The following is a 19,761-nucleotide window of genomic DNA, read 5'->3' as shown; positions in this document are numbered from 1 at the left end:
GCTCAGGTGATCCTGATGCTCGAAATCTTGTGGTACCAATTGATGTCGGCGAGATTCAATTCGTGTTCGTAGAGTCCGAGCGGAATGGTGAGACTGCCTCCGCCCGACTGGCAGTCGATCCAGTTGTAGATGGTGAGTGTCCGTCGCCGGCTCGAATTTTCGTGGAAGCTGGCCGAGGTGTCATAGACAGTTCCGCCGGTGGTGTACGTGCTGTTGGTGAGCGTCCAGCAGTTTCCGGTCGGATAGGTGTCGGCATTGACCTGCCACCGGCCACCGTCGTGGTTGATCCATTTATAGAGGCAGAAGAAACTGCGCGGGCAGTCGTAGAGAGCGGCCTGAGCCGGGGCCGCCCCGACCACTGTGCCGAGCATGGCCACCGCGCCGACGGCTACGGCCGCGAAGACGCGTCTGAGGCTGAGCATCATTTTCTCTCCTCAGCTCACGCTCGTTCGAATCGGATGCTCCGGAACGCGTGGTAGTACCCGACGTCGTTCAAGTTGGCGATCTGCCGGTAGGAGCCCGTCCGGAAGGCCGTCTCGGGCCGGTTGCTGCTGCTGGCCCCCGTGCAGTTCTGGCCCGTGTAGAGCGAGATGTTGATCGGGCGGTCGCCGAGGTTGGTGTTGTTGATGACGCTGGCCGACGTCTGGTCGACGTTGTACCCGTCTGTGTACGTGCTGTTGCTCAGGTTCCAGCACCTGTCCCAGTTGGTGCCGTTGTTCGGGATCTGCCAGCGGCCGGCTTCCCAGTTGATCCAGCGGTACAGGCAGAAGTAATTGTTCGGGCAGGCGGTCACAGCCTGGGCCGGAGTGGCGCCGACGACCGAGCCGAGCATTACCACGGCACCGGCGGCAAGGATGCTGAACATTCGCTTAAATCGATGTGGCATTGCGCCCCCGCAATTCGATTGGCGATACAAGATCAGGGATCCCGCGATCACGCTAATCGATCGACGGCGAAGGGCAACGCCTCCGGATCGGCCCGAGGAAAAGGCATATCCGGCGATCTCGGTGTTATTCCGCCGGGTGGCCGAAGGCGCGCAGCGACACCGGCTGCCAGTCGCGCCAGGTCTTCAGCCGGTCCTCGTAGATGGCTTCGACCTCGGGGAACACGTCGCCCAGGATCAGGCGGCGCGGCGGGTTCTCGGCGTCGACCAGGGCCAGGATCGCGGGCACGGTGGCCGCCGGGTCGCCGATGCGGAACTCGGGGGATTTTGTCGCGCGAGTGGCGTCGTACGCGGGAAGCTCTTGACTGGTCCTGAGGCCGCGCGAGGCGAAATCGGTGGCGAACGGGCCGGGCTCGACGCACGTGACGTGGATGCCGAAGTCCTCGACCTCTCCGGCGAGCGCCTCGGTCAGACCCTCGACCGCCCACTTCGAGGCGTGGTAGGCGCCGAAGCCGGGGTACGCGCGGACGCCGCCCTCGCTGGTCACCTGCAGCAGGTGGCCGCCGCCCTGACGGCGCAGCACCGGCAGGACGGCCTGGGTGACCCAGACGGCGCCGAAGAAGTTCGTCTCGAGCTGCTGGCGCAGTTCGCGTTCGGTCACCTCCTCGACCATGCCGACGTGGCCGTAGCCGGCGTTGTTGAGCACGATGTCGAGGCGCCCGAAGCGTTGCCCGGCCCGCTCGACGGCTTCGAGGACGGCCTCGCGGTCGGTGACGTCGAGTTCGAGCGGCAGGACGGTGTCGGGGAAACGCTCGGCCAGGTCGTCCAGCGTCTCGGTATTGCGCGCGGTGGCCACGACGCGGTCGCCGCGTTCCAGGGCGGCCTCGGCCCACAGGCGGCCGAAGCCGCTCGACGTACCGGTAATGAACCAGGTTTTGCTCATGGGGTCGAGTCTGGTCACGATCCGGGTATGCCACCAGCGAATGATCGTCAACTCAGGTATTCCTGGATGGCATGGACGTTCATCCGCAACTGCTGCGCGCGCTGCGGGCCGTGCTCGAGACCGGCTCGCTGACCGCCGCGTCCGAGCGCCTCGGCTTCACGCAGTCCGCCCTGTCGAAGCAGATCGCCTCGCTCGAGACCGCCGCCGGTGTGCAGCTGCTGCGCCGCGGCCCGCGTGGGGTCGAGCCGACCGAGGCCGGGCACCGGCTGGCGGCGCGGGCGGCGTCGATCCTCGACCAGTACGACGCCGCGCAGCGCGAGCTCGACGACCTGGCGACGCCGGTCGGCGGGCGGGTCGCGCTCGGCGGCTTCCCGACCACGGCCATGCGGCTCGTGCCCCGGACGATCGCCCGCGTCCGCGCCGAGCACCCCTCGGTCGAGGTCGACTTCCTCGAGTCGTCGACGCCCGTGCAGATCCGGCGGTTGCGGGCCGGGCGCCTCGACCTCGCGCTGCTGTCGTCGGGGGAGGGGCTGCCGGGCTGGGACCTGACCGGCATCGAGGTGGAGCGGCTGCCCTCCGGCCCGCTGCTGCTCGCTGTCGGGCGGCGGCACCGGCTGGCCCGGGCCGAGCGGGTCGCGGTGGCCGACCTGGCCGATGAGGACTGGATCGCCGGGCGCGGCGCCCGCGGTGAGCCGCAGTTCGGCGCCTGGCCCACGCTGTCGCGGCCGCGGGTGGTGGCCGAATTGGGCGACTGGTCGACCCGGCTCGGCTTCGTCGCGGCCGGGATCGGTGTGACCACCGTGCCCGGTCTGGCCGCCGGCGCGCTGCCCGAGGGAGTCTTCTGCGTAGAGGTCGACGATCCCCAGTGGACGGGCCGTGAGCTGCTGCTGGCCTGGATCGGCGCACTCGCCGGGCCGGCCGCGGCGGTCCGGGCGGGCCTGCGGAAGGAGGCTAGTAATCGATAAACTTCGATTTCATGAGAACTATGCTCACGGCGGTTTCCGCCACTGTCCTGCTCCTCACGACGGGGAGCGCCGCCTCTGCGCGGGAGGCCGCGGCCCCCTGCGCCGGTCAGATCCACCCGAACCCCGGCTTCGAGCGCGGCACCACCGGCTGGACCGCTGGTCCCCGCATCGTCGTCCTCGGCGACGCGCACCAGGGACGCGCGTACGCCGCCCTGGCCGGCCTGGACGTCACCCGCACCGACCTGCTGCGCACCAGCGTCACCGTGCCGGCCAACTGCAATCTCACAGTCAAGTTCTGGGTACGCACGACGACCACCGAAACCAGCCGGGGCGACTACATGAACGTCAGCTTCGCCGTGACCGGTGTGCCGCCGAAGACGTACTTCTCGCTGTCGTCCGACGGCTCGCCGGACTGGTACCAGTACAGCGGCTCGACCGGAACCGCCGCCACCGAACGTACGGCGACCGTGGTCTTCGCGGCCAGCGAGACGGCCGGCAACGGCGTGACCGCGTTCGACGTCGACGACGTCCGGTTCACGCTGAGCTGAGCCCGCCCCGCGAACACTTTCCGCGCGGGTGGCGAAGTACTGGTGTGATGCGACCTGAGCGAGCAAGGACATGGCGGTGACGATGCGACCAGGCACGAGACCGGGCCTGGTCGCCGACACCGACCTGATGGACCAGGCGAGACGGACGCCCGAACGGTTCGCCGAGATCTTCGATCGCCACTATCGCGACATCTACGCGTACCTGGCCAAGCGGCTCGGCCCTGAACTGGCCGAGGACGTGGCCTCCGAGACCTTCCTGACCGCCTTCGACCGGCGGCACAGCTTCGACCCGGCCCGCGGCGAGGTGCGGCCCTGGCTGTACGGGATCGCCTCGAACCTGGCCGCCCGGCACGTCCGGGCCGAGACCCGGCACTACAAGGCGCTGGCCGAGGCCGGGGGACAGCACCCGGACGACCAGCACGGCCAGGTCGACGCGGTCGCGGGGCGGGTCGACGCGGCCGCGGTGCGGGGCCCGCTGGCCGCGGCGCTGCGCCGGCTGCCCGAACCCGTACGGGCCGTTCTGCTGCTCGTGGCCTGGGCCGGGCTGAGCCAGCCGGAGGCCGCGGCGGCGCTGGGAATCCCGGCCGGCACCGCGCGGTCGCGGCTGCACCGGGCCCGACAGGAAATGCGACAGGCGCTGGGCATCGAGAACGAGGGGGACGAGTGATGGACGCGATCGACACACTTCGGGAGAGCTTCGAGCCCGGCCCGGTTCCGTCGGCGGAAGCCCAGCAGCGGGCTCGGGCCGCGCTGCTGAGCCGGATCGACGCCGCCGATCGGCCCGCTGTGGTGCGCCGCCGGCCGTGGCGACTGGCGCTGCCGGTCGGGCTGAGCATGGCCACAGCGGCGGCCGTGGTCGCCGCCTTCGCGGTCGACGGCCTCAACGGGACGGAGGTCGTGCCGGTGGACAGCGCTCCCGCGGTGGCCGCCCCGCCGTTCCTGAAGCCGGTCAGCGCCCAGCAGTACCTCGAGAACGCGGCCTGGACGGCCGAGCGGAAGCAGTGGACCGACCCGGCGCCCACCCAGTTCATGTACGTCGAGACCCGGGAACTGCGCAACCCGAAGACGATCGAGAACCGCCGGCCCAACGGCGCCCTGGTCCCCGGCCAGGCCAAGTACCGCACGATCCAGCAGTGGGACCGGGTGGACGGCCAGGTCACGGCGTCGATCCGGGACGGCCGGCTGGTCGTCAAGGAGATGGGCCAGGGCAACGAGTTCTGGGGCCGGCTCGCCTGGTCGCAGATCGCCGAGCTGACCACTCCTGAGGCGGTGGCGGCCTATGTCAAGAAGCCCGACGGGCCACTGTTCGTGGACGTCGACGCGATGGCCGGGCAGTACGTGCTGCCACCGGCCGTCCAGGCCGCAGTCTTCCGCTACCTCGCGCAGCAGCCCGGCATGAAGGTGAACACGGACGCCCGCAACCTCGACGGCCGTCCGGCGATCGGGCTCGGCCGCGTCGTCGAGGGCTACCTGTCCCAGGAACTGCTGTTCGACAAGCAGACGTACGCCCTGATCGGCGACCGCCTGATCGCCGTCGCCGACCACACGAACCGCGCCGACGACGGCACCACGCACACCAAGAAGGGCGACCTCTTCCGCCAGGTGATGTACCGCAAAATCCTCATCGTCGACAAACCGGGCGCCACCTCCTGACCGACCGGCCGAGTACCCCCCGCCCGGCTTTGGGTGGGGGGGTACTACATCTTCGGTTGGCCGATCGCTTCCCGCAGTTCGGCCACGACTCGTTCCGGTTCGCTGAGGCAGCGCCAGGCCGGCACTCGCCTCACCTCTGTGGCCGCGGACGCAGCGATGATGTCGAGGCGGCTCAGGATTCGGCGCAGGGGCCGCCCGTCCGGGTCGCCCTCAGGGTCGTCTACGAGCACCGCGAGTCTCTTGTCACCGAGGCCGAGCGTTAGATCGACCTGATAGCCAGGGAGCGGGGTGCCCCACTGCACGGTTAGCCCGGCGTCTCGCAGCCCGGTGATCAGCCGGTCGACCGGTCGTGGCCCGGCATCTGTGCTGCCGGCCGTCGGCGCTGACGGTGCGGCGAAGCCGGCCAGAAGTCCGCGTTGCCCGGACCACCACGAACGATCGCCGACGATGACCAGCTGGGACTTCGCCCGGGTGATCGCGACGTTCCAGAGGTTGGTCTGGTTGACGAGCCATCCTCGGGTGCGGTCACTGACACCCTGGGCACCGACCGGCGACACGACCATGATGTCTTTCTCGCTGCCCTGAAACTTGTGGATGGTCGCGCACAGAAGGTCACCGCCGATTCCGGCCCGCTTGAGGGCGTCGTCGAGCGTCCGCTGATGCTCAGCGAGCGGTGTCACCACACCGATGGAGATTTCGGGATGGTCGGCGCGGAGACGCTGTACCTCGGCGACCACGGCCCTGACCTCGTCGATGTTACGGCCGGACCCGGTGGCGCCGCGGGTGAAGCGGCCCGGAACGTCCACCCAATGGACGGCGGGCTCGGCCCGGACGGCCAGCCGGGCGGGGTCAGTGAGGACGGTCAGCCGGTTCTGGTAGACGACCCGGTTGGGGGATTCGATGATCTCCGGGTGGCACCGGTAGTGCTCGTCCAGCAGGATCGCACTTCCGGCCGCAGTGGCGAACGCCTCATACGCGGAGTGGTTGCGGTACGTGAGCCGGCGACTGGCCAGCCATTCGTACCCTAGGCCGTTCCGGGCCTGTTCACCCCGGTCGTCCGCCTCGGACAGCTCGATCACAGGGGCGAGTTGCCGCGGATCACCGATGATCAGGGCACGCTTCGCCCGGTAGAGCATCGGCAGGATGTCGGCGACACTGCATTGGGCCGCCTCGTCGATGATGACCAGGTCGAACAGCCCCGCCCGGGGGCGCAGCCGGCGGGCCGACATCGCCGTCGTCGCCCAGCCGGGAAGAGCGGCGAGGATCTCGGGCATGTAGTACCAGCTTCGGCCGTCCGGCTTGGCCATCTCATCGGATCGGTTGCGCAGCAGGGTCGCGTTGCCGACCACGCGCGCGGTGACCTGGGCTCGCAGCAGTAGTTTGCTCTGTTCGGGCCGAGTGCTCTCCTGGAGTACGCGAAGTTGGTTCCAGACCTCCTCGGCGGTGCCCGGCCGGGACCGGAGTTCCCGCAGTCGTTCGCGCCAGCATTGCTCGACGACTGCGCGCTCGCCAAGAGTCGTGATCGCCTCCCGGTCGAAAACCCCGCTGGACCGGAGCCGCCGGCGGTACCACCACCCGAACCACCGGCTGGTCAGAGCTCGGTCGGTGTGGTCGACCAGTTGGGCCAACCGGGAGTCGTCGGTGTCGGCAAGGGCGAGATCCCTGACCGCGGCCAGGTCGGCGAGATCGCGTTCCAGCCGGCGGCGGTGATCGAGGGCGTCCCGCAGGTCGTCGATCCGCTGCCCGGTGAGTCGCAACTCCTGGAGCGGTCCGTGCGAGTCCGGCACCGGCGCCGGCCAAGCCTGCGTCACGTCGGTGAGGTACTGCGGCTCCTGCTGCCGGTACTCCTTGTTCCCGGTCCGCAGCACCAATCCGGGGCCGAGCATGGCGGTGACCCGCTCGACAACCTCGTTCACAGCACGGTTGTTGGTCGAGCCGATCAGCACGCTCTGCCCGGCCGCGGTGGCGGTGGCCAGCAACGCGGTCACCAACTGGCTCTTGCCGGTGCCGGGTGGCCCTTGGGCGACGGTCAGCCGGCGGCTCATCGCGGCCCGGATGATTCGTTCCTGGGTCTCGTTGACCGAGCTCAGCGCCGCGGTCAAGACGGCCGGGTCAGGCTCGTCCGGTTCTGCCCCAGTTTCACCGGACAGGGCGCCGAGAGCGGTCGACGGGATCTTCCCCGCATCCCTGGTGATGTCGCGCAGATCCTCGATCAGCTGCCGCTCCGGAGAGTCGGCACTGCCTGCTGCGAACAGCATCCCAGCGTTCTGCACCCGGTTGATCGGACCTCGGCCGACCGTTCCGGCCAAGTTGCCCGGATCGAGAGGGGACACCGGCTTCAGCGCGAACGTGGTGGCGACCAGAGTGGCAGCCGAAGCAAGCGACCCGCGATCACCGGGGACGAGCAGTTCGGACACCGCCTGCCGGAGTTCGTCCGCCTCGACCGCCGACAGGTCGAAATGGTCGATCAGGGCGGGACTGGGCTGGGGCGGCGCCGGATGCACCGAACCTTCAATTCCCACGGTCAAGTCGGATACCAGCAGCGGAGCCAGACGGACCTGCTGTTTGGTGCCCTTCTGATACAGGGCCACCACCGGGTAGCCGTACTGCAACGAACGGCCACCCTCATCAGCGACCTTGACCAGCCGCTGACCCCGATCTTTCAGTGGGATAGGTTCGATGGCCGAGAAGACGACCTCCGAGCCGGCGGGTGCGACGACGTACGCCTCCCGGTCGTCCAGGTTCACGAAGTACTGCAGGACGGCGGAACGTTGCCGGCAATCGGCGTAGTAGTTGAGCAACCGTCGCCATCGGTCGCTGTCGAACGGAGCGTCGGCCGGCTCCGCCGTTTCCGTTCCCCTTGGCCGCTCCGGCCGTGCGGCCTGCCCGCCCACCAGCAGGATCGGGTCGGTGACACCCTCACTCGACTCGACCGGCTTCTCCTCCTGGCGGCGCGCCAGTTCGCTCCTCGCGTACTGGGAGAGGTCGTTCGCGGTGATCCAGCCATCCTCTGTGCTCGCCTGGGCGGCTCCACGCAGACCGGTGAGTAGGACTTCGGTGAAGACCGACGGCCGGTCCGGCCCCTGCGCCTTCGAGGCCTTCAGGTGGTTGCTCGACTGGAGCATGAACGTGCCCCGCTCACGCTTGAGGCGCCGCGGTTCCTGCCGGACGCCACCGCTGAATCGGTGACGCGCGGTGAACAGGCCCGAGAAACAACAATCCAGCAGGACCAGCTTCTGGCTGGCCTTGGTGTGATTCAACAGGTGGCGCAGGACGCCTTCGACGTCGAACGCGGTGGTGTGCAGGAACTTGGTGTCGGTGTCGACCGTACCGAAGAACAGCGACTGCCGATCGTCGTGCTGAATGCCGTGGCCGGAGTAGTACAAGAGGGCCAGATCGCCGGTGCGGCGGGAGCCGTAGAACTCCTCGACGACCCGCTTCATCTCGGTGGCAGACAGATCCAGGCGAGCTTCGACGCTGTCGAAATTGCCGTCGGTGTCCAGCACGGTTCGCAACTGCTCGACGTCTTGGCGGACGCCGGGCAGCGCGGTCAGTTTCGGATCGGCGTGGTAGATGGCGGTGCCGAGCACCAACGCGTGCCGGCCCATCAGCGCGAGCGTTCGATAGCGTTTCGAACGATGTCGATCATCTCGGAGGTTTGCGCCTTGGTCGGCTGGTCGACAGTGAGTTCGATGTCGCCGACTTTCAGGTGAATCTTGCGACCCCGGTTCCGGCCGAGGAAACCGAGAATCAAGTCGACCAGGGCCTGCGCGTATCCGGGATCGATGCTCGCGACCACGGCCAGCGTGCCTAGGGCAACCTCGCCGACACCCTTGCTGTCCGGGCCAGTAGCGACTTCGGGCCGAAGCACCTCACCGAGATCGCTCAGGTCTGCGGACAGTTCGTCCGTCGCGACCTCCAGCGAGAAATCGTCGTCCTCCGGCAGTGCGGTGAGGGTTACTTCGACGACGACCTCGGACACTCATGCCTCCCGCTGTTCCGCGACGCAAACGCCTCCATAACGCTACGGAAGGTAAGAACGGCGACGGCCGATGTGTCGGATTTCCGACTGGCGTCCGGGTCGGGCGGCTCCGGTTCTGCCGTCGGGCCGGGCGCGGGATATCGCCAGAGAATAGTAGTGTGTGACATACTACTGGCGTGACGACGTCCGGACCGGCTCCCGTGGAACCGCATCGTGATCCGGTGCGACCTGGGGTGACGTTGCCGATCACGGTTGTGGTGGACGGGGTCGCGATGCCGGGGGTGGCCGGGCAGACGGTGGCCGGGGTGTTGATGGGGGCCGGGCGACTGAGTTGGCGCACCACCCGGAACGGGCGGCCGCGTGGTGTCTTCTGTGGCATCGGGGTCTGCCACGACTGCCTGGTCGTCGTGAACGGGCTGGCTGATGTGCGGGCCTGTCAGCGCCGGGCGATCGACGGCGATGAGATCTCGACCGAGGAGCAGGCGTGAGTGTCGAGACGCCCGAGGTGCTGGTGGTGGGGGCGGGGCCGGCCGGGCTCGCTGCCGCTGATGCCGCGCGGAGGGCCGGCGCCCAGGTGGTGCTGCTCGATGCGGCGGGCGACGCGGGTGGGCAGTACTGGCGGCACCTGCCGGCCGAGCGGCCCGCCGCGCGTGAGCGGATCCTGCACCACGGGTGGGGCAAGTTCACAGCCTTGCGCGGGCAGGACGTGCTGACCGACGCGCAGGTCTGGCTGGCCGAGCGGCACGACGACCGGCCGCCCACGCTGCACGTGCTCGTCGGCCCGGCCGACGGGCGGGATCGCGTACGCAAGACGTTCGCGCCGAAGGCCCTGGTGCTCGCGACCGGGGCGTACGAGCGCACCCTGCCTTTCCCGGGCTGGGACCTGCCCGGCGTCTTCACCGCGGGGGCGGCCCAGGCCCTGGCCAAGTCCGAGCGGATCGCCGTCGGGCGCCGCGTGCTCGTCGCCGGGGCCGGCCCGTTCCTGCTGCCCGTTGCTTCGAGCCTGGTCCGTACGGGCGCCGGCGTCGTCGGTGTGCTCGAGGCCAACGGCTGGCCGCGTCTGGCCCGGGGGTGGAGCCGCCGCCCGGCCGAGCTGCTGGCGACCCGGCACAAGGGCGGCGAGCTGGCCGGTTACGTCCGCGATCTGGTCCGCCACCGCATCCCCTACCGGGCGGCCACCGCCGTCGTCGCCGCCCACGGCACCGATCGCGTCGAAGCCGTCACCGTCGCGCGGCTCGACCCGCGCTGGGCCCCCATCGCCGGCACCGATGAACAGATCGAGGTGGACGCCGTCTGCGTCAGCCACGGCTTCGTGCCCCGCGTCGAGCTGGCCGTGTCGGCCGGGTGCGGGCTCGACGCGTACGGCGCGGTGGTGACCGACGACGACGGCCGGACCACCGTCGCTGGGGTGTTCGCGGCCGGCGAGATCACCGGCGTCGGCGGGGCCGACCTGGCCCTGGCCGAGGGCGTCGTGGCCGGGCTGGCTGCGGCCGGCTCGGCGGCTTCCGCCGCCCAGCGCCGCGCGAGGAGCGACAACCAGGCCTTCGCCGCCCGTCTCGAGGCCGCGCACGGCATCCGCCCGGGGTGGACCGGCTGGCTCGGCGACGACACGCTCGTCTGCCGCTGTGAGGAGGTCACGGCCGGCGACCTGCGGGCCGGGGCGGCCGCCACCGAATCGCGCGGCCTGCGGTCGCTCAAGCTCAGCACCCGCGCCGGCCTGGGCGTCTGCCAGGGCCGGGTCTGCGGGCGCACCGTCGAAGAACTGTTGCACCGCCACACCGGCGGCCTGCTCGACCGGGGACGAACCGAGAGCCGCCCCCTCGCGGCGTTCGTCCGGCTCGGCGAGCTGGCGGCCACCGAGCAAGTCGCCGAAGAGAAGGAGCCCCTGTGACCACCGATCTGCGCGGCGTTGTCGTCGCCACCGCCCTGCCGTACAAGGAAGACCCGTCCGCCCCGGCCGGGCTGGCCGTCGACTTCGACAAGTACGCCGAGCACGTCGACTGGCTGATGAGCAACGGCTGCCACGGTGTCGGCCCCAACGGGTCGCTCGGCGAGTACTCGTCGCTGACCGACGAGGAGCGCCGCCGGGTCGTTCAGGTCGCTGTCGAGGCGGTCGGCGGACGCGGGAAGGTGATCGCCGGCGTACACGGACCGGGGTGGCACCAGGCGAAGCACTGGGCGGAAATTGCCGGCGAGGACGGCGCCGACGGGGTGCTCGCGTTGCCGCCGACCATGTACCGGGCCAGCGACAGCCAGGTCGTCGAGCACTACACCCGGATCGCCGAGGCCGGGCTGCCCATCATGATCTACAACAACCCGTTCGACACCAAGGTCGACCTGGTGCCGTCGCTGGTGGCCGAGATCGCGAAGATTCCCCAGGTGGTGGCGATCAAGGAGTTCAGTGGGGACGTGCGCCGGCTGTTCGAGATCCGCGAGAAGTGCGACCTCGACGTGATCGCGGGCGCCGACGACGTACTGTTCGAGCTGATGGTCGACGGTGCGGTGGGCTGGTTCGCCGGGTTCCCGAATGTGTTCCCGGCCGAGTCGCGGCGTCTCTACGACCTCATGCTGGCCGGGCAGGTGGCCGAGGCCCGGCAGCTCTACCAGCACCTGGTGGCCGTGTTCCGCTGGGACTCGCGGACGGAGTTCGTGCAGGCCATCAAGCTGAGCATGGACCTGGTCGGCCGCTACGGGGGCCCGTGCCGCCCGCCGCGCGGCCCGCTCACCCCGGAGCACCGGGCGCTGGTCGAGGCCGAGACCAAGCGGGCCGTCGCCGCCCTGGGGCGCTGACGTGCGCGCCTCGAGGATGTTCACCGCCGTCGACTCGCACACCGAGGGCATGCCGACCCGCGTTGTCACCGCGGGCCTGGGCACCATCCCCGGGGCAACCATGAACGAGCGGCGCCTGCACTTCATCGAGCACCTGGACGACGTACGGCTGCTGCTGATGAACGAGCCCCGCGGGCACTCGGCGATGAGCGGGGCCATCCTGCAGCCGCCGACCCGCCCGGACGCGGACCTCGGCGTCGTCTACATCGAGGTCTCGGGCTGCCTGCCGATGTGCGGGCACGGCACGATCGGGGTCGCCACCGTGCTCGTCGAGACGGGCATGGTGGCGGTCACCGAACCCGTCACCACGATCCGGCTCGACACGCCGGCCGGGCTCGTGGTGGCGACCGTGCAGGTCACGGACGGGCACGCCGACTCGGTGACGCTCGAGAACGTGCCGGCGTACGCGGAACGCCTGGACGCCACGATCGAGGTGCCCGGTCTGGGCGCGGTGCCCTACAGCCTGGCCTTCGGCGGCAACTTCTACGCGATGGTCGACCTCGACGCGGTCGGTCTTCCGTTCGACCGTACGAGGCAACGCGACATCCTCGACGCCGGGCTGGCCATCATGGACGCGATCAACTCCCAGGATCCGCCCAAGCACCCGCTCATCGACGGCGTCGACCACTGCCACCACGTCGAGTTCATCGCGCCCGGCTCCGACGCCCGGTTGTCGCGGCACGCCATGGCCATCCACCCCGGCTGGTTCGACCGTTCGCCGTGCGGCACCGGCACCTCGGCCCGCATGGCCGAGCTGTGGGCGCGGGGCGAACTCGCGATCGGCGACGACTTCGTCAACGAGTCGTTCATCGGCAGCCGTTTCACCGGCCGCCTGATCGGGGAGACCACGGTGGCCGGGCGCGCCGCCGTCGTACCCACCATCACCGGCCGGGCCTGGGTGACCGGGCTCGGGCAGTATCTGCTCGACCCCTCCGACCCGTACCCGACCGGTTTCGCATTCTGAGGTGACTCATGAGTTCTGCGCTTTCCGCCGCTGAGACGGCCGCCCCCGCCCTCGCCACGATGCCGCCGCGGCAACGGGCCGAGGCGCTGGTCGCCGCGGCCGACGCCCTGCTGGCCGCGGCCGACGAGCTGGTGCCGCTGGCCATGGCGGAGACCGGCCTGACCGAGCCGCGCCTGCGCGGCGAGATCAAGCGGACGGCGGTGCAACTCAAGCTTTTCGCCGACGTCGCGGCAGCCGGCGAGTTCCTTGACGTACGCCTGGACGCGGCCGACCCCGACTTCGTGCTCGGCCCGCGGCCCGACCTGCGCCGCTATCTGGTGCCGCTGGGTCCCGTGCTGAACTTCGCGGCCAGCAACTTCCCGTTCGCGTTCTCGGTGGCCGGCGGCGACACGGCGTCGGCCCTGGCCGCGGGCTGCCCGGTCGTGGTCAAGGCCCACCCCGGCCACCCGCGCCTGTCCGACCGCACCGCCGAGGTGCTCAACGCGGTGCTGCCGCCCGGCGCCCTCACCGTGATCCACGGCCAGGAGGAGGGCGTGGCCGCGCTGAAGGACGAGCGGATCGCCGCCGCCGCCTTCACCGGGTCGCTGGCCGGTGGTCAGGCCCTGGCCGCGATCGCCGCCGCCCGGCCGCGGCCCATCCCGTTCTACGGTGAGCTGGGCAGCCTCAACCCGGTCGTGGTCACCGCCGACGCGCTGGCCGAGCGGGGCGCCGCCATCGCCCAGGGCTTCGCGGCCAGCGTCTCCGGCTCGGCCGGGCAGCTCTGCACGAAGCCGGGGCTGTTGTTCGTACCGGCCGAAATCGACGCCGCCGAGGCCTTCGCCGCCGTCGCCCCGCACCCGCTGCTGCACCCCGGCATCGTCGATGGCTACACCCGGCGCCGCCGCGAAATTCTGGGCACCCCCGGCGTGACCGTCACCGTCGAGGGCGCCGTGACCGACGACGGGGTGACGCCCACGCTGGTCGAGACCGACCTGGCCACGCTGCTCAAGCACCGCGACACCCTGCTGCAGGAGGCGTTCGGCCCGCTGTCGATCGTGGTCCGCTACACGCCCGGCGAGTCCTTGGGCGCGGCGCTGACGGATCTGGTCGAGGGTTCGCTGACGGCCGGCGTCCACATCGGCGCGGCCGAGAACTCGCCGTGGCTGCACGAGCTGGTCGGCGCCCTGCAGACGCTGTCGGGCCGGGTGCTGTTCAACGGCTGGCCCACCGGCGTGGCCGTGACCCCGGCCATGCAGCACGGCGGCCCGTTCCCGGCCGCGACCAACCCGACCACGACCTCGGTCGGGACGGCGGCGATCAGCCGGTTCCTGCGGCCGGTCGTCTACCAGGACTGCCCGCCGGCCCTGCTGCCCGAGCCGCTGCGCGACGACAACCCCTGGAACGTTCCGCAGCACCGGTCGGCTGCGGGGGAGTCCGCCGGCTGGGGCTCGCTGGCGGGCTGAGCCGATGCACACGATCGAGATCCGGCCCGAGCCGCCGGCCGCCGGCGACCGGAACACCATCGGCGGACATCCCGTGCTGGCCGACGGCCAGTCGTGGCCCGCCTGCTTCTGCGGCCGCCCGATGGTCTTCTTCTTCCAGGTCGACGTCCCGGCCTTCGGCGGCGACCACCTGCTGGTCTTCCAGTGCCCGGTGCACGACGACCCGGCCTTCGGACCGGCCGAACTGCCCGCCCGTTTCTGGGACGAGGTCGTCGAACCCTACGACGGCCCGTTCTGGCGCATGTTCCTGCGCCCGGCCGGAACCCCGTCACCGGAAGCCGACCCGCATATCGAGCCCCGGCGACTGGTCCTACATCCCGCTGAAGGTCGCGACGCGCCCGGCTTCAAGGTGGGTGGCGATCCGTCCTGGGTGCAGGAGCCCGAGCACTACCGCTGCGCCTGCGGCACGGACATGGTCTTCCTGGGCCAGGTGCCGGAGAACTTCGGCTTCGACATGTGGCCGCCGCGCAACCGGGAGACTGACGACCAGGCGCAGCTCTTCCTGGGCAACGAGCTCTACATCTTCGCGTGCCCGGCCCGCTGCCACCCCGAGGCCCTCTGGCCGGCCCTGCAGAACTGACGGCTACTCCGCCTGCACGACGGTGAAGGGTGGGCGGACGTCCTCGGTGCGGGCGTAGCCGCCCTGGGAGAGGCAGGCGCGGACGGCGTCGATGAACGTGGTGGCCATGAAGCGGTCGACGTCCCAGGTGTCGGGCTCGCCGACGTCCAGGGAGTAGCGCAGCAGCTGGCCCAGTGACGGTGTGCCCGTCCGTGATGCCGACGATGCAGGTCATGAAGCCCCCGGCCAACGAGCAGCGGCCACCGGTGCAAGTCGCACCGGTGGCCGCCGATCATTTTCATTTCAAAAGAGCAGGGTTACGGGTAGGCCACCACGTTGCGCGGGGTGGTGTTGCCGGCCGGGTTGGGGACGGAGCCGCCGGTGTCGTTGACGACGTTGGCGATGGTGCCGACGTCACCCAGCGAGACGGTCAGGATGCTGCGGAGCTGGACGCCGGGCCGGTTCGGCACCTCGAAGGCGCGGTCCACCCGTACGCTCGGGTTGACGTTGAAGTAGGCGTAGGAACCGCCACCCCAGAGCTGGTGGTCGGTGACGTTGTCGGCGACCTTGTAGGCGGCGTACCCGTTGCCGCGGGGCCCGATCCAGGCCGCCTGGTTGGGCACGTCGTACGGCTTCTCGTTCTGGAAGAAGATCGTCTTGCCGCGGTTGCCGTTCCAGATGACCTCGTACTTCTGGTAGTGCTCGACGAACAGACCCGTCGCGAGCACGTCGTCACCGTTCACGATCAGGCCGGTGTCGCCCGGGTTGACCGTCCAGCCGGTGGGCGCGCCGCCGTGGTCGGCCCGCCAGGCCCAGATGTGGTCGATGATCGTGTCGTCGGCGTGCACGGCCAGGGTGGTGGTGGCCTTGCCCTGGACGCTGCTGCCGATGCGGAAGAAGACGTCCTGCAGGCTGATCGGGTTGTTGGCGTGGTCGGTGTGGACACCGGCCCGGCCGACGCTCATCAGGGTCGGGCTGTTGACCGTGCCGGCGTCGAACGTGATGCCGCTGACCTTGACCCCGTCGACGTCGGCGATGTTCAGCGCCTCGTTGCCGTTGGTCGGGATCAGCGTCGGGTAGCCGATGCCGGTCACGACGGTGTTGGCCCGGGTGACCCGGATGGTGTCGTTGAGCTGGTACGTGCCCGGGGTGAAGAACAGGTTCAGGCCCTGGGCCAGCGCCTGGTTGATGCGGGCGGCGCTGTCACCGGGCTTGGCCACGTAGAACTCGCGCATCGGGATCGAGCTGCCCGCGGTGTTGGGCCAGCTGGCGCCGGCCGAGTTGCGCCGCAGGGCGGGCACGAAGACGCGGTAGTTGGCCGAGCTGTCGATGTAGAGGAAGGGCTTCTCCCGGGTGACCGGGGTGGTGCCCAGCGTGGTGTGGGGCGGGTTCGGGAAGGCGTTGGCCGGGGCGCCCTGGACGCCGGAGTAGACCATGTTCCAGACGCCGCCGTCCCAGCGCGCGATCCGGCTGTCGCGGGTGTACCACTGCTGCTGCGAGCCCGACGACACGACGCCGTCGACCACGGAGTCGGCCAGGTAGCCGCCGCTGGAGTAGCCCTGCCCGTTGTCCTGGTTGGACGGGGCCAGGGTCAGGTTGCCCTTGATGTGGACGCGGCGCATCGGGGCGGCCTGCGAGACGGCCCAGCGGTTGGTGCCGCCCTCGGGCACGATGGACAGGTTCTCCATGCTGCGCCAGAAGTTCTGGGTCGCGTTCTTCTCGTCGCCGTAGTTCCAGCCCGAGTCCACGTTGACGGCGCCGTTGATCGTCACGTCGTCGGGGTTCTGGCCGAGGCCGGCGATCGTCGTGTAGAAGCCGACGTTGGCCCAGACCCGGCCGTACGTGCCCGGCTTGAACAGGAACACGTGGCGCTGGGTGCCGAACTGCGCGGTCGGGCTGCGCAGCTGCGCGTTGAACGCCGAGTCGACCGCCGTCTGGATGGTCGACGCCGCGGTGCCCGGCTCGAAGATCCGCACGTTGGGGCCGAAGTCGGGCCGGTCCGAGGTCGGCAGCGACGGGCCGGTCGGGGTCGGCGTGGGCGTCGTCGGGCCGCCGTTGGTGAAGACCTGGAACTCCCAGAGCGAGTAGCCGTACGGCGTGGCCCGGGTCGTGCCGTTCAGCCGCACGTACCGGCCGCTGCCGGAGACGTTGAGCGTCTGGACACCGGCCTGGCCCGCGGTGGTCGGCGTGATGTTGGTCCAGGAGCTGCCGTTGGCCGAGGTCTGGATGGTGAAGGCCGAGGCGTACGCCGCCTCCCAGTTCAGCACGACCTGGCTGATCGTCTGGGTGCTGCCCAGGTCGACCTGCAGCCACTGCGGGTCGGCGAAGGTGCTGGACCAGCGGGTGCCGGCGTTACCGTCGACCGCGGCCGAGGCGGGGAAGGCGGCGCTCTCGACGGACGAGGCGGTGGCCGGCTTGCCCTGCGAGGCGGGGACCTCGGCGGCGCTGGCGTTGGTGGTGACGGCGGCGACGGTGAGGCCGAGAGCGGTGGCGAGCGCCGCGCTCAGCAGGACCGGCCCGCGCCGTCTGCGGGTCTGTGTTGGGGATGTCATGTGCCTGCCTTTTCGGGCGGGTGGCCACACGTCCGTTGGGGACAGACGCGCGGCGGAACGGGGAGGATGACCGAACCGCGCTCCCGAGAGAGCGCTTTCCCGATTGTTACTTCGGCGTTGCCACCCGTCAATGTCTCGGCAACAAAAGACCGTCTGACCTGCCCCTTCGGCCCACGGTAAAAAGAAGGAATTGTTTACGGAAAATTGTTATCCCGAGCATTAAGTCGGGTTTGATGCGTAACCGGGAGGTCTGGTCGGGCCGAATTGACTCCGGCCGGAGCCGCGTTCATGATCGTGGCTCGCTGCTGTTCGAGCAGGTGAGAGAGGGGATGGCTATGGCTGCGAAGTCACCCTGGACCGGCGCCTGGGTCGCCCTGGGGGCGATCGCCGTCGTCAGCGCGTTCGCTGTGGTGCGGGACGCGGGCTGGGAGTTCTGGATCGGGGCGGTGGTCGTATGCGTCATGGGCGGAGTTTTCTCGGCCGTTGCGCAAGTGGCCCGGAACCGTCGGATCGACCGCTCGGTCCGGCAGGCCCGCGAAGCGGACAGCCGCTCATGATTCGGCCGGCGACCCGCCGGCCGAGAGGTGCGGCAGCAGCGTAGGCCGGTCCACGGCGAAGGCGGCCGCGTCGACCCGCGGCGGGCGGTCCAGCATCAGGTCGGCCAGCAACTCGCCGGTCGCGGTGGAGAGCACGATGCCCGCCCCCTCGTGCCCGGTGGCGTGCCACAGGCCGGGCCGGCGCGGGTCGGGCCCGATGACCGGCAGGTGGTCGGGGACGAAGGGCCGGAACCCGCCGTACGCCCGCATCACCGCCACGCCGGCCAGGAACGGGAACAGCACCAGCGCCTTGGCCGCGACCGCCGACAGCACCCGGGCCTCGATCCGCTCGTCGAAGCCGCGCCGCTCGCGCGACGAGCCGATCAGCACGGTGCCGGCCGCTGTCGACTCGACCACGCTGGAGGTCTGCAGGGCGGCGTCGTCCGAGCCGACCGCGCCCACGTAGTCGGCGTCGTACACCTTGTGCCGGATCCGCGGCCGCATCCGGGTCGTGACCAGGATCGTGCCGCGGCGGGGGCGGACGGGCAGGTCGACGCCGAGGCGCCGGGCCACCTCGCCCGACCACGGGCCGGCCGCCACCACCACGTGGTCGGCGTGGATCTCGCCGTCGGACGTCACGACCCCGGCCAGCCGGTCGCCGCGCAGCACCGGACCGAGCACCTCGACGCCCTGGCGGACGGAAGCGCCACGGCGCCGGGCCGAAGCGAGCAGCGCTTCCGTGGCGATGGCCGGCTGCACCTGCGCGTCCTGCGGATAGAACACGGCCGTCGTGTGGGCGGGGTTGAGGTCGGGCTCGTGGTCGAGCCCGTTCACCACGGAGGACTCGACACCGGCCGCCCGCTGCGTCCCGGCGAAGGCGTGCAGGGCAGTCGCCCCGGCCGGAGTGGTCGCGACGACCAGGCCGCCCTTGGGCTCGTACTCGATGGACGGCATCTCGGGCCGCAGCGCCTGCCACAACGTCAGCGACCGCAGCGCCAGCGCCAGTTCCGGGCCCGGTCCCTTGTCCGAGACCAGCAGGTTGCCCTCGCCGGCCGACGAGGTGCCGCCGGCCGAGGCCGACCGGTCGAGCACGGTCACCGACACGCCGGCCATGGCCAGTTCGCGGGCGATGGCGGCCCCGACGATGCCGGCCCCGACCACCACGACCCTCACTGCTCGGCCCGCCCGCTCCACCACCCGGTGACGTGGCCCAGGTGGCGGCGCATCAGGTCTTCGGCGGCGGCGCCGTCACCCGCCTCGAGCAGGTCGAGCAGCGTCAGATGCTCCTGCGACGACGAGGCCAGCTCGGGCGAGCCGAGCATCGTGGCCAGACCGACCAGGCGGGTCTGCTGGCGCAGATCGCCGACCAGGGTGACCAGCCGGTCGTTGCCGGTGAGACTGAGCAGATGCAGGTGGAACGTCGTGTCGGCGGTCAGATAGGTGGGCAGGTCGGAGGCGTCGGCGCTGGTCACGATGGCCTCGGCCTCGGCCCGCAGCCGGGCCAGGTCGGGCCCGCTCAGGGCGCCGGCCAGCAGCCGCATGGGCGGGGCCTCGAGCCACTGGCGGATCTGCACGATCTGGGCCAGATCCTGCTCGCTGACCCGGGTGACCCGGAAGCCCTTGTTGCGCGCGATCTCGACGAAGCCGCGCTTCTCCAGGTTCAGGAGCGCTTCCCGTACAGGCGTGGCGGACACGTCGAACCGGGCGGCCAGGGTGGGGGCGGTCAGCATCGTGCCCGGGGCGAACTCGCCGGAGACGATCGCGGCGGCCACGGCGTCCTCCACGTGCTGGCGGAAGCTGCCGGCGGTGCGCAGCGGGCCGATGGCCGGTGACGTCATGACTGTTGCCTCCCCTGGTGGTATGTGA

General features: G+C 70.5%; 19 protein-coding genes. 11 read left to right on the top strand and 8 right to left on the bottom strand.

All coding sequences use genetic code 11. The annotated features are described in order from the left end of the window. Window positions 1–2: 2 nt before the first annotated feature. The 3 genes from M1L60_RS30340 to M1L60_RS30330 form a co-directional block, all read right to left on the bottom strand. Window positions 3–425, bottom strand: a complete 423-nt coding sequence (locus M1L60_RS30340; protein ID WP_253240967.1) for a peptidase inhibitor family I36 protein — start codon at window positions 423–425, stop codon at window positions 3–5. Window positions 426–439: 14 nt separating this feature from the next. Next, complete coding sequence (locus M1L60_RS30335) at window positions 440–865, bottom strand: peptidase inhibitor family I36 protein (RefSeq protein ID WP_253240966.1); 426 nt, start codon at window positions 863–865, stop codon at window positions 440–442. Window positions 866–1,010: 145 nt separating this feature from the next. After that, a complete protein-coding gene (locus M1L60_RS30330) occupies window positions 1,011–1,826 on the bottom strand; it encodes an SDR family NAD(P)-dependent oxidoreductase (protein ID WP_253240965.1) in 816 nt (271 codons plus the stop codon). A gap of 71 nt (window positions 1,827–1,897) precedes the next feature. Here M1L60_RS30330 and M1L60_RS30325 point away from each other — a divergent pair, with 71 nt between their 5' ends. The 4 genes from M1L60_RS30325 (at window position 1,898) to M1L60_RS30310 (ending at window position 4,992) form a co-directional block, all read left to right on the top strand. Further along, a complete protein-coding gene (locus M1L60_RS30325) occupies window positions 1,898–2,791 on the top strand; it encodes a LysR family transcriptional regulator (protein WP_253240964.1) in 894 nt (297 codons plus the stop codon). A gap of 11 nt (window positions 2,792–2,802) precedes the next feature. Beyond that, a complete protein-coding gene (locus tag M1L60_RS30320; RefSeq protein WP_253240963.1) occupies window positions 2,803–3,339 on the top strand; it encodes a hypothetical protein in 537 nt (178 codons plus the stop codon). A gap of 82 nt (window positions 3,340–3,421) precedes the next feature. Further along, window positions 3,422–4,006: an RNA polymerase sigma factor gene (locus tag M1L60_RS30315; RefSeq protein WP_253241118.1), complete on the top strand. Its 585-nt coding sequence runs from the start codon at window positions 3,422–3,424 to the stop codon at window positions 4,004–4,006. Next, window positions 4,006–4,992, top strand: coding sequence for a CU044_5270 family protein (locus M1L60_RS30310; RefSeq protein ID WP_253240962.1), 987 nt, complete (start codon window positions 4,006–4,008; stop codon window positions 4,990–4,992). Before M1L60_RS30315 ends, M1L60_RS30310 begins: the two co-directional genes overlap by 1 nt. A gap of 44 nt (window positions 4,993–5,036) precedes the next feature. On the opposite strand, the gene M1L60_RS30305 is transcribed toward M1L60_RS30310, so the two are convergent. Together M1L60_RS30305 and M1L60_RS30300 are read right to left on the bottom strand one after the other, a co-directional pair. Then, window positions 5,037–8,600 carry an AAA domain-containing protein gene (locus M1L60_RS30305; RefSeq protein WP_253240961.1) on the bottom strand — a complete coding sequence of 1,188 codons (3,564 nt, stop codon included), beginning with the start codon at window positions 8,598–8,600 and terminating at the stop codon, window positions 5,037–5,039. After that, window positions 8,600–8,974 (bottom strand): hypothetical protein, encoded by a 375-nt coding sequence (locus M1L60_RS30300; protein WP_253240960.1) that lies wholly within the window; start codon window positions 8,972–8,974, stop codon window positions 8,600–8,602. Before M1L60_RS30300 ends, M1L60_RS30305 begins: the two co-directional genes overlap by 1 nt. A gap of 221 nt (window positions 8,975–9,195) precedes the next feature. Between M1L60_RS30300 and M1L60_RS30295 the strand changes: the two genes are divergently transcribed. Genes M1L60_RS30295 through M1L60_RS30270 form a run of 6 tightly spaced genes read left to right on the top strand, consistent with a single transcriptional unit; the run spans window position 9,196 to window position 14,828 of the window. After that, on the top strand, window positions 9,196–9,462 hold the full coding sequence (locus M1L60_RS30295; RefSeq protein WP_253240959.1) for a (2Fe-2S)-binding protein: 267 nt from the start codon (window positions 9,196–9,198) through the stop codon (window positions 9,460–9,462). Next, a complete protein-coding gene (locus M1L60_RS30290) occupies window positions 9,459–10,865 on the top strand; it encodes an FAD-dependent oxidoreductase (protein ID WP_253240958.1) in 1,407 nt (468 codons plus the stop codon). The genes M1L60_RS30295 and M1L60_RS30290 overlap by 4 nt, the downstream gene beginning before the upstream one ends. Continuing rightward, window positions 10,862–11,764 carry a dihydrodipicolinate synthase family protein gene (locus M1L60_RS30285; protein ID WP_253240957.1) on the top strand — a complete coding sequence of 301 codons (903 nt, stop codon included), beginning with the start codon at window positions 10,862–10,864 and terminating at the stop codon, window positions 11,762–11,764. Before M1L60_RS30290 ends, M1L60_RS30285 begins: the two co-directional genes overlap by 4 nt. Window position 11,765: 1 nt before the next feature. After that, window positions 11,766–12,767, top strand: coding sequence for a proline racemase family protein (locus M1L60_RS30280; protein ID WP_253240956.1), 1,002 nt, complete (start codon window positions 11,766–11,768; stop codon window positions 12,765–12,767). An 8-nt stretch (window positions 12,768–12,775) separates the two neighbouring features. After that, complete coding sequence (locus tag M1L60_RS30275) at window positions 12,776–14,209, top strand: aldehyde dehydrogenase family protein (RefSeq protein ID WP_253240955.1); 1,434 nt, start codon at window positions 12,776–12,778, stop codon at window positions 14,207–14,209. Between the two features lie 4 nt (window positions 14,210–14,213). Then, a complete protein-coding gene (locus tag M1L60_RS30270) occupies window positions 14,214–14,828 on the top strand; it encodes a hypothetical protein (protein ID WP_253240954.1) in 615 nt (204 codons plus the stop codon). Window positions 14,829–15,124: 296 nt separating this feature from the next. Here the strand turns inward: M1L60_RS30270 and M1L60_RS30265 are convergent, their stop codons facing one another. After that, entirely contained in the window at window positions 15,125–17,359 is a 2,235-nt protein-coding gene (locus M1L60_RS30265; protein ID WP_253240953.1) for a pectate lyase-like domain-containing protein, read from the bottom strand. Window positions 17,360–17,694: 335 nt separating this feature from the next. Here M1L60_RS30265 and M1L60_RS30260 point away from each other — a divergent pair, with 335 nt between their 5' ends. Then, window positions 17,695–17,916, top strand: a complete 222-nt coding sequence (locus tag M1L60_RS30260) for a hypothetical protein (RefSeq protein ID WP_253240952.1) — start codon at window positions 17,695–17,697, stop codon at window positions 17,914–17,916. Here M1L60_RS30260 and M1L60_RS30255 read toward each other — a convergent pair. Together M1L60_RS30255 and M1L60_RS30250 are read right to left on the bottom strand one after the other, a co-directional pair. Beyond that, window positions 17,911–19,068, bottom strand: a complete 1,158-nt coding sequence (locus tag M1L60_RS30255) for an NAD(P)/FAD-dependent oxidoreductase (protein WP_253240951.1) — start codon at window positions 19,066–19,068, stop codon at window positions 17,911–17,913. The genes M1L60_RS30260 and M1L60_RS30255 overlap by 6 nt on opposite strands. Beyond that, window positions 19,065–19,733 (bottom strand): GntR family transcriptional regulator, encoded by a 669-nt coding sequence (locus tag M1L60_RS30250; protein ID WP_253240950.1) that lies wholly within the window; start codon window positions 19,731–19,733, stop codon window positions 19,065–19,067. Before M1L60_RS30250 ends, M1L60_RS30255 begins: the two co-directional genes overlap by 4 nt. Between the last annotated feature and the right edge of the window lie 28 nt (window positions 19,734–19,761).

It is taken from the genome of Paractinoplanes aksuensis (assembly GCF_024137025.1).
In the GTDB taxonomy this organism is placed as follows: domain Bacteria; phylum Actinomycetota; class Actinomycetes; order Mycobacteriales; family Micromonosporaceae; genus Actinoplanes; species Actinoplanes aksuensis.
The sequence above is the reverse complement of the archived record's forward strand: the minus strand, read 5'-3'. Positions and strand labels throughout refer to the sequence as shown.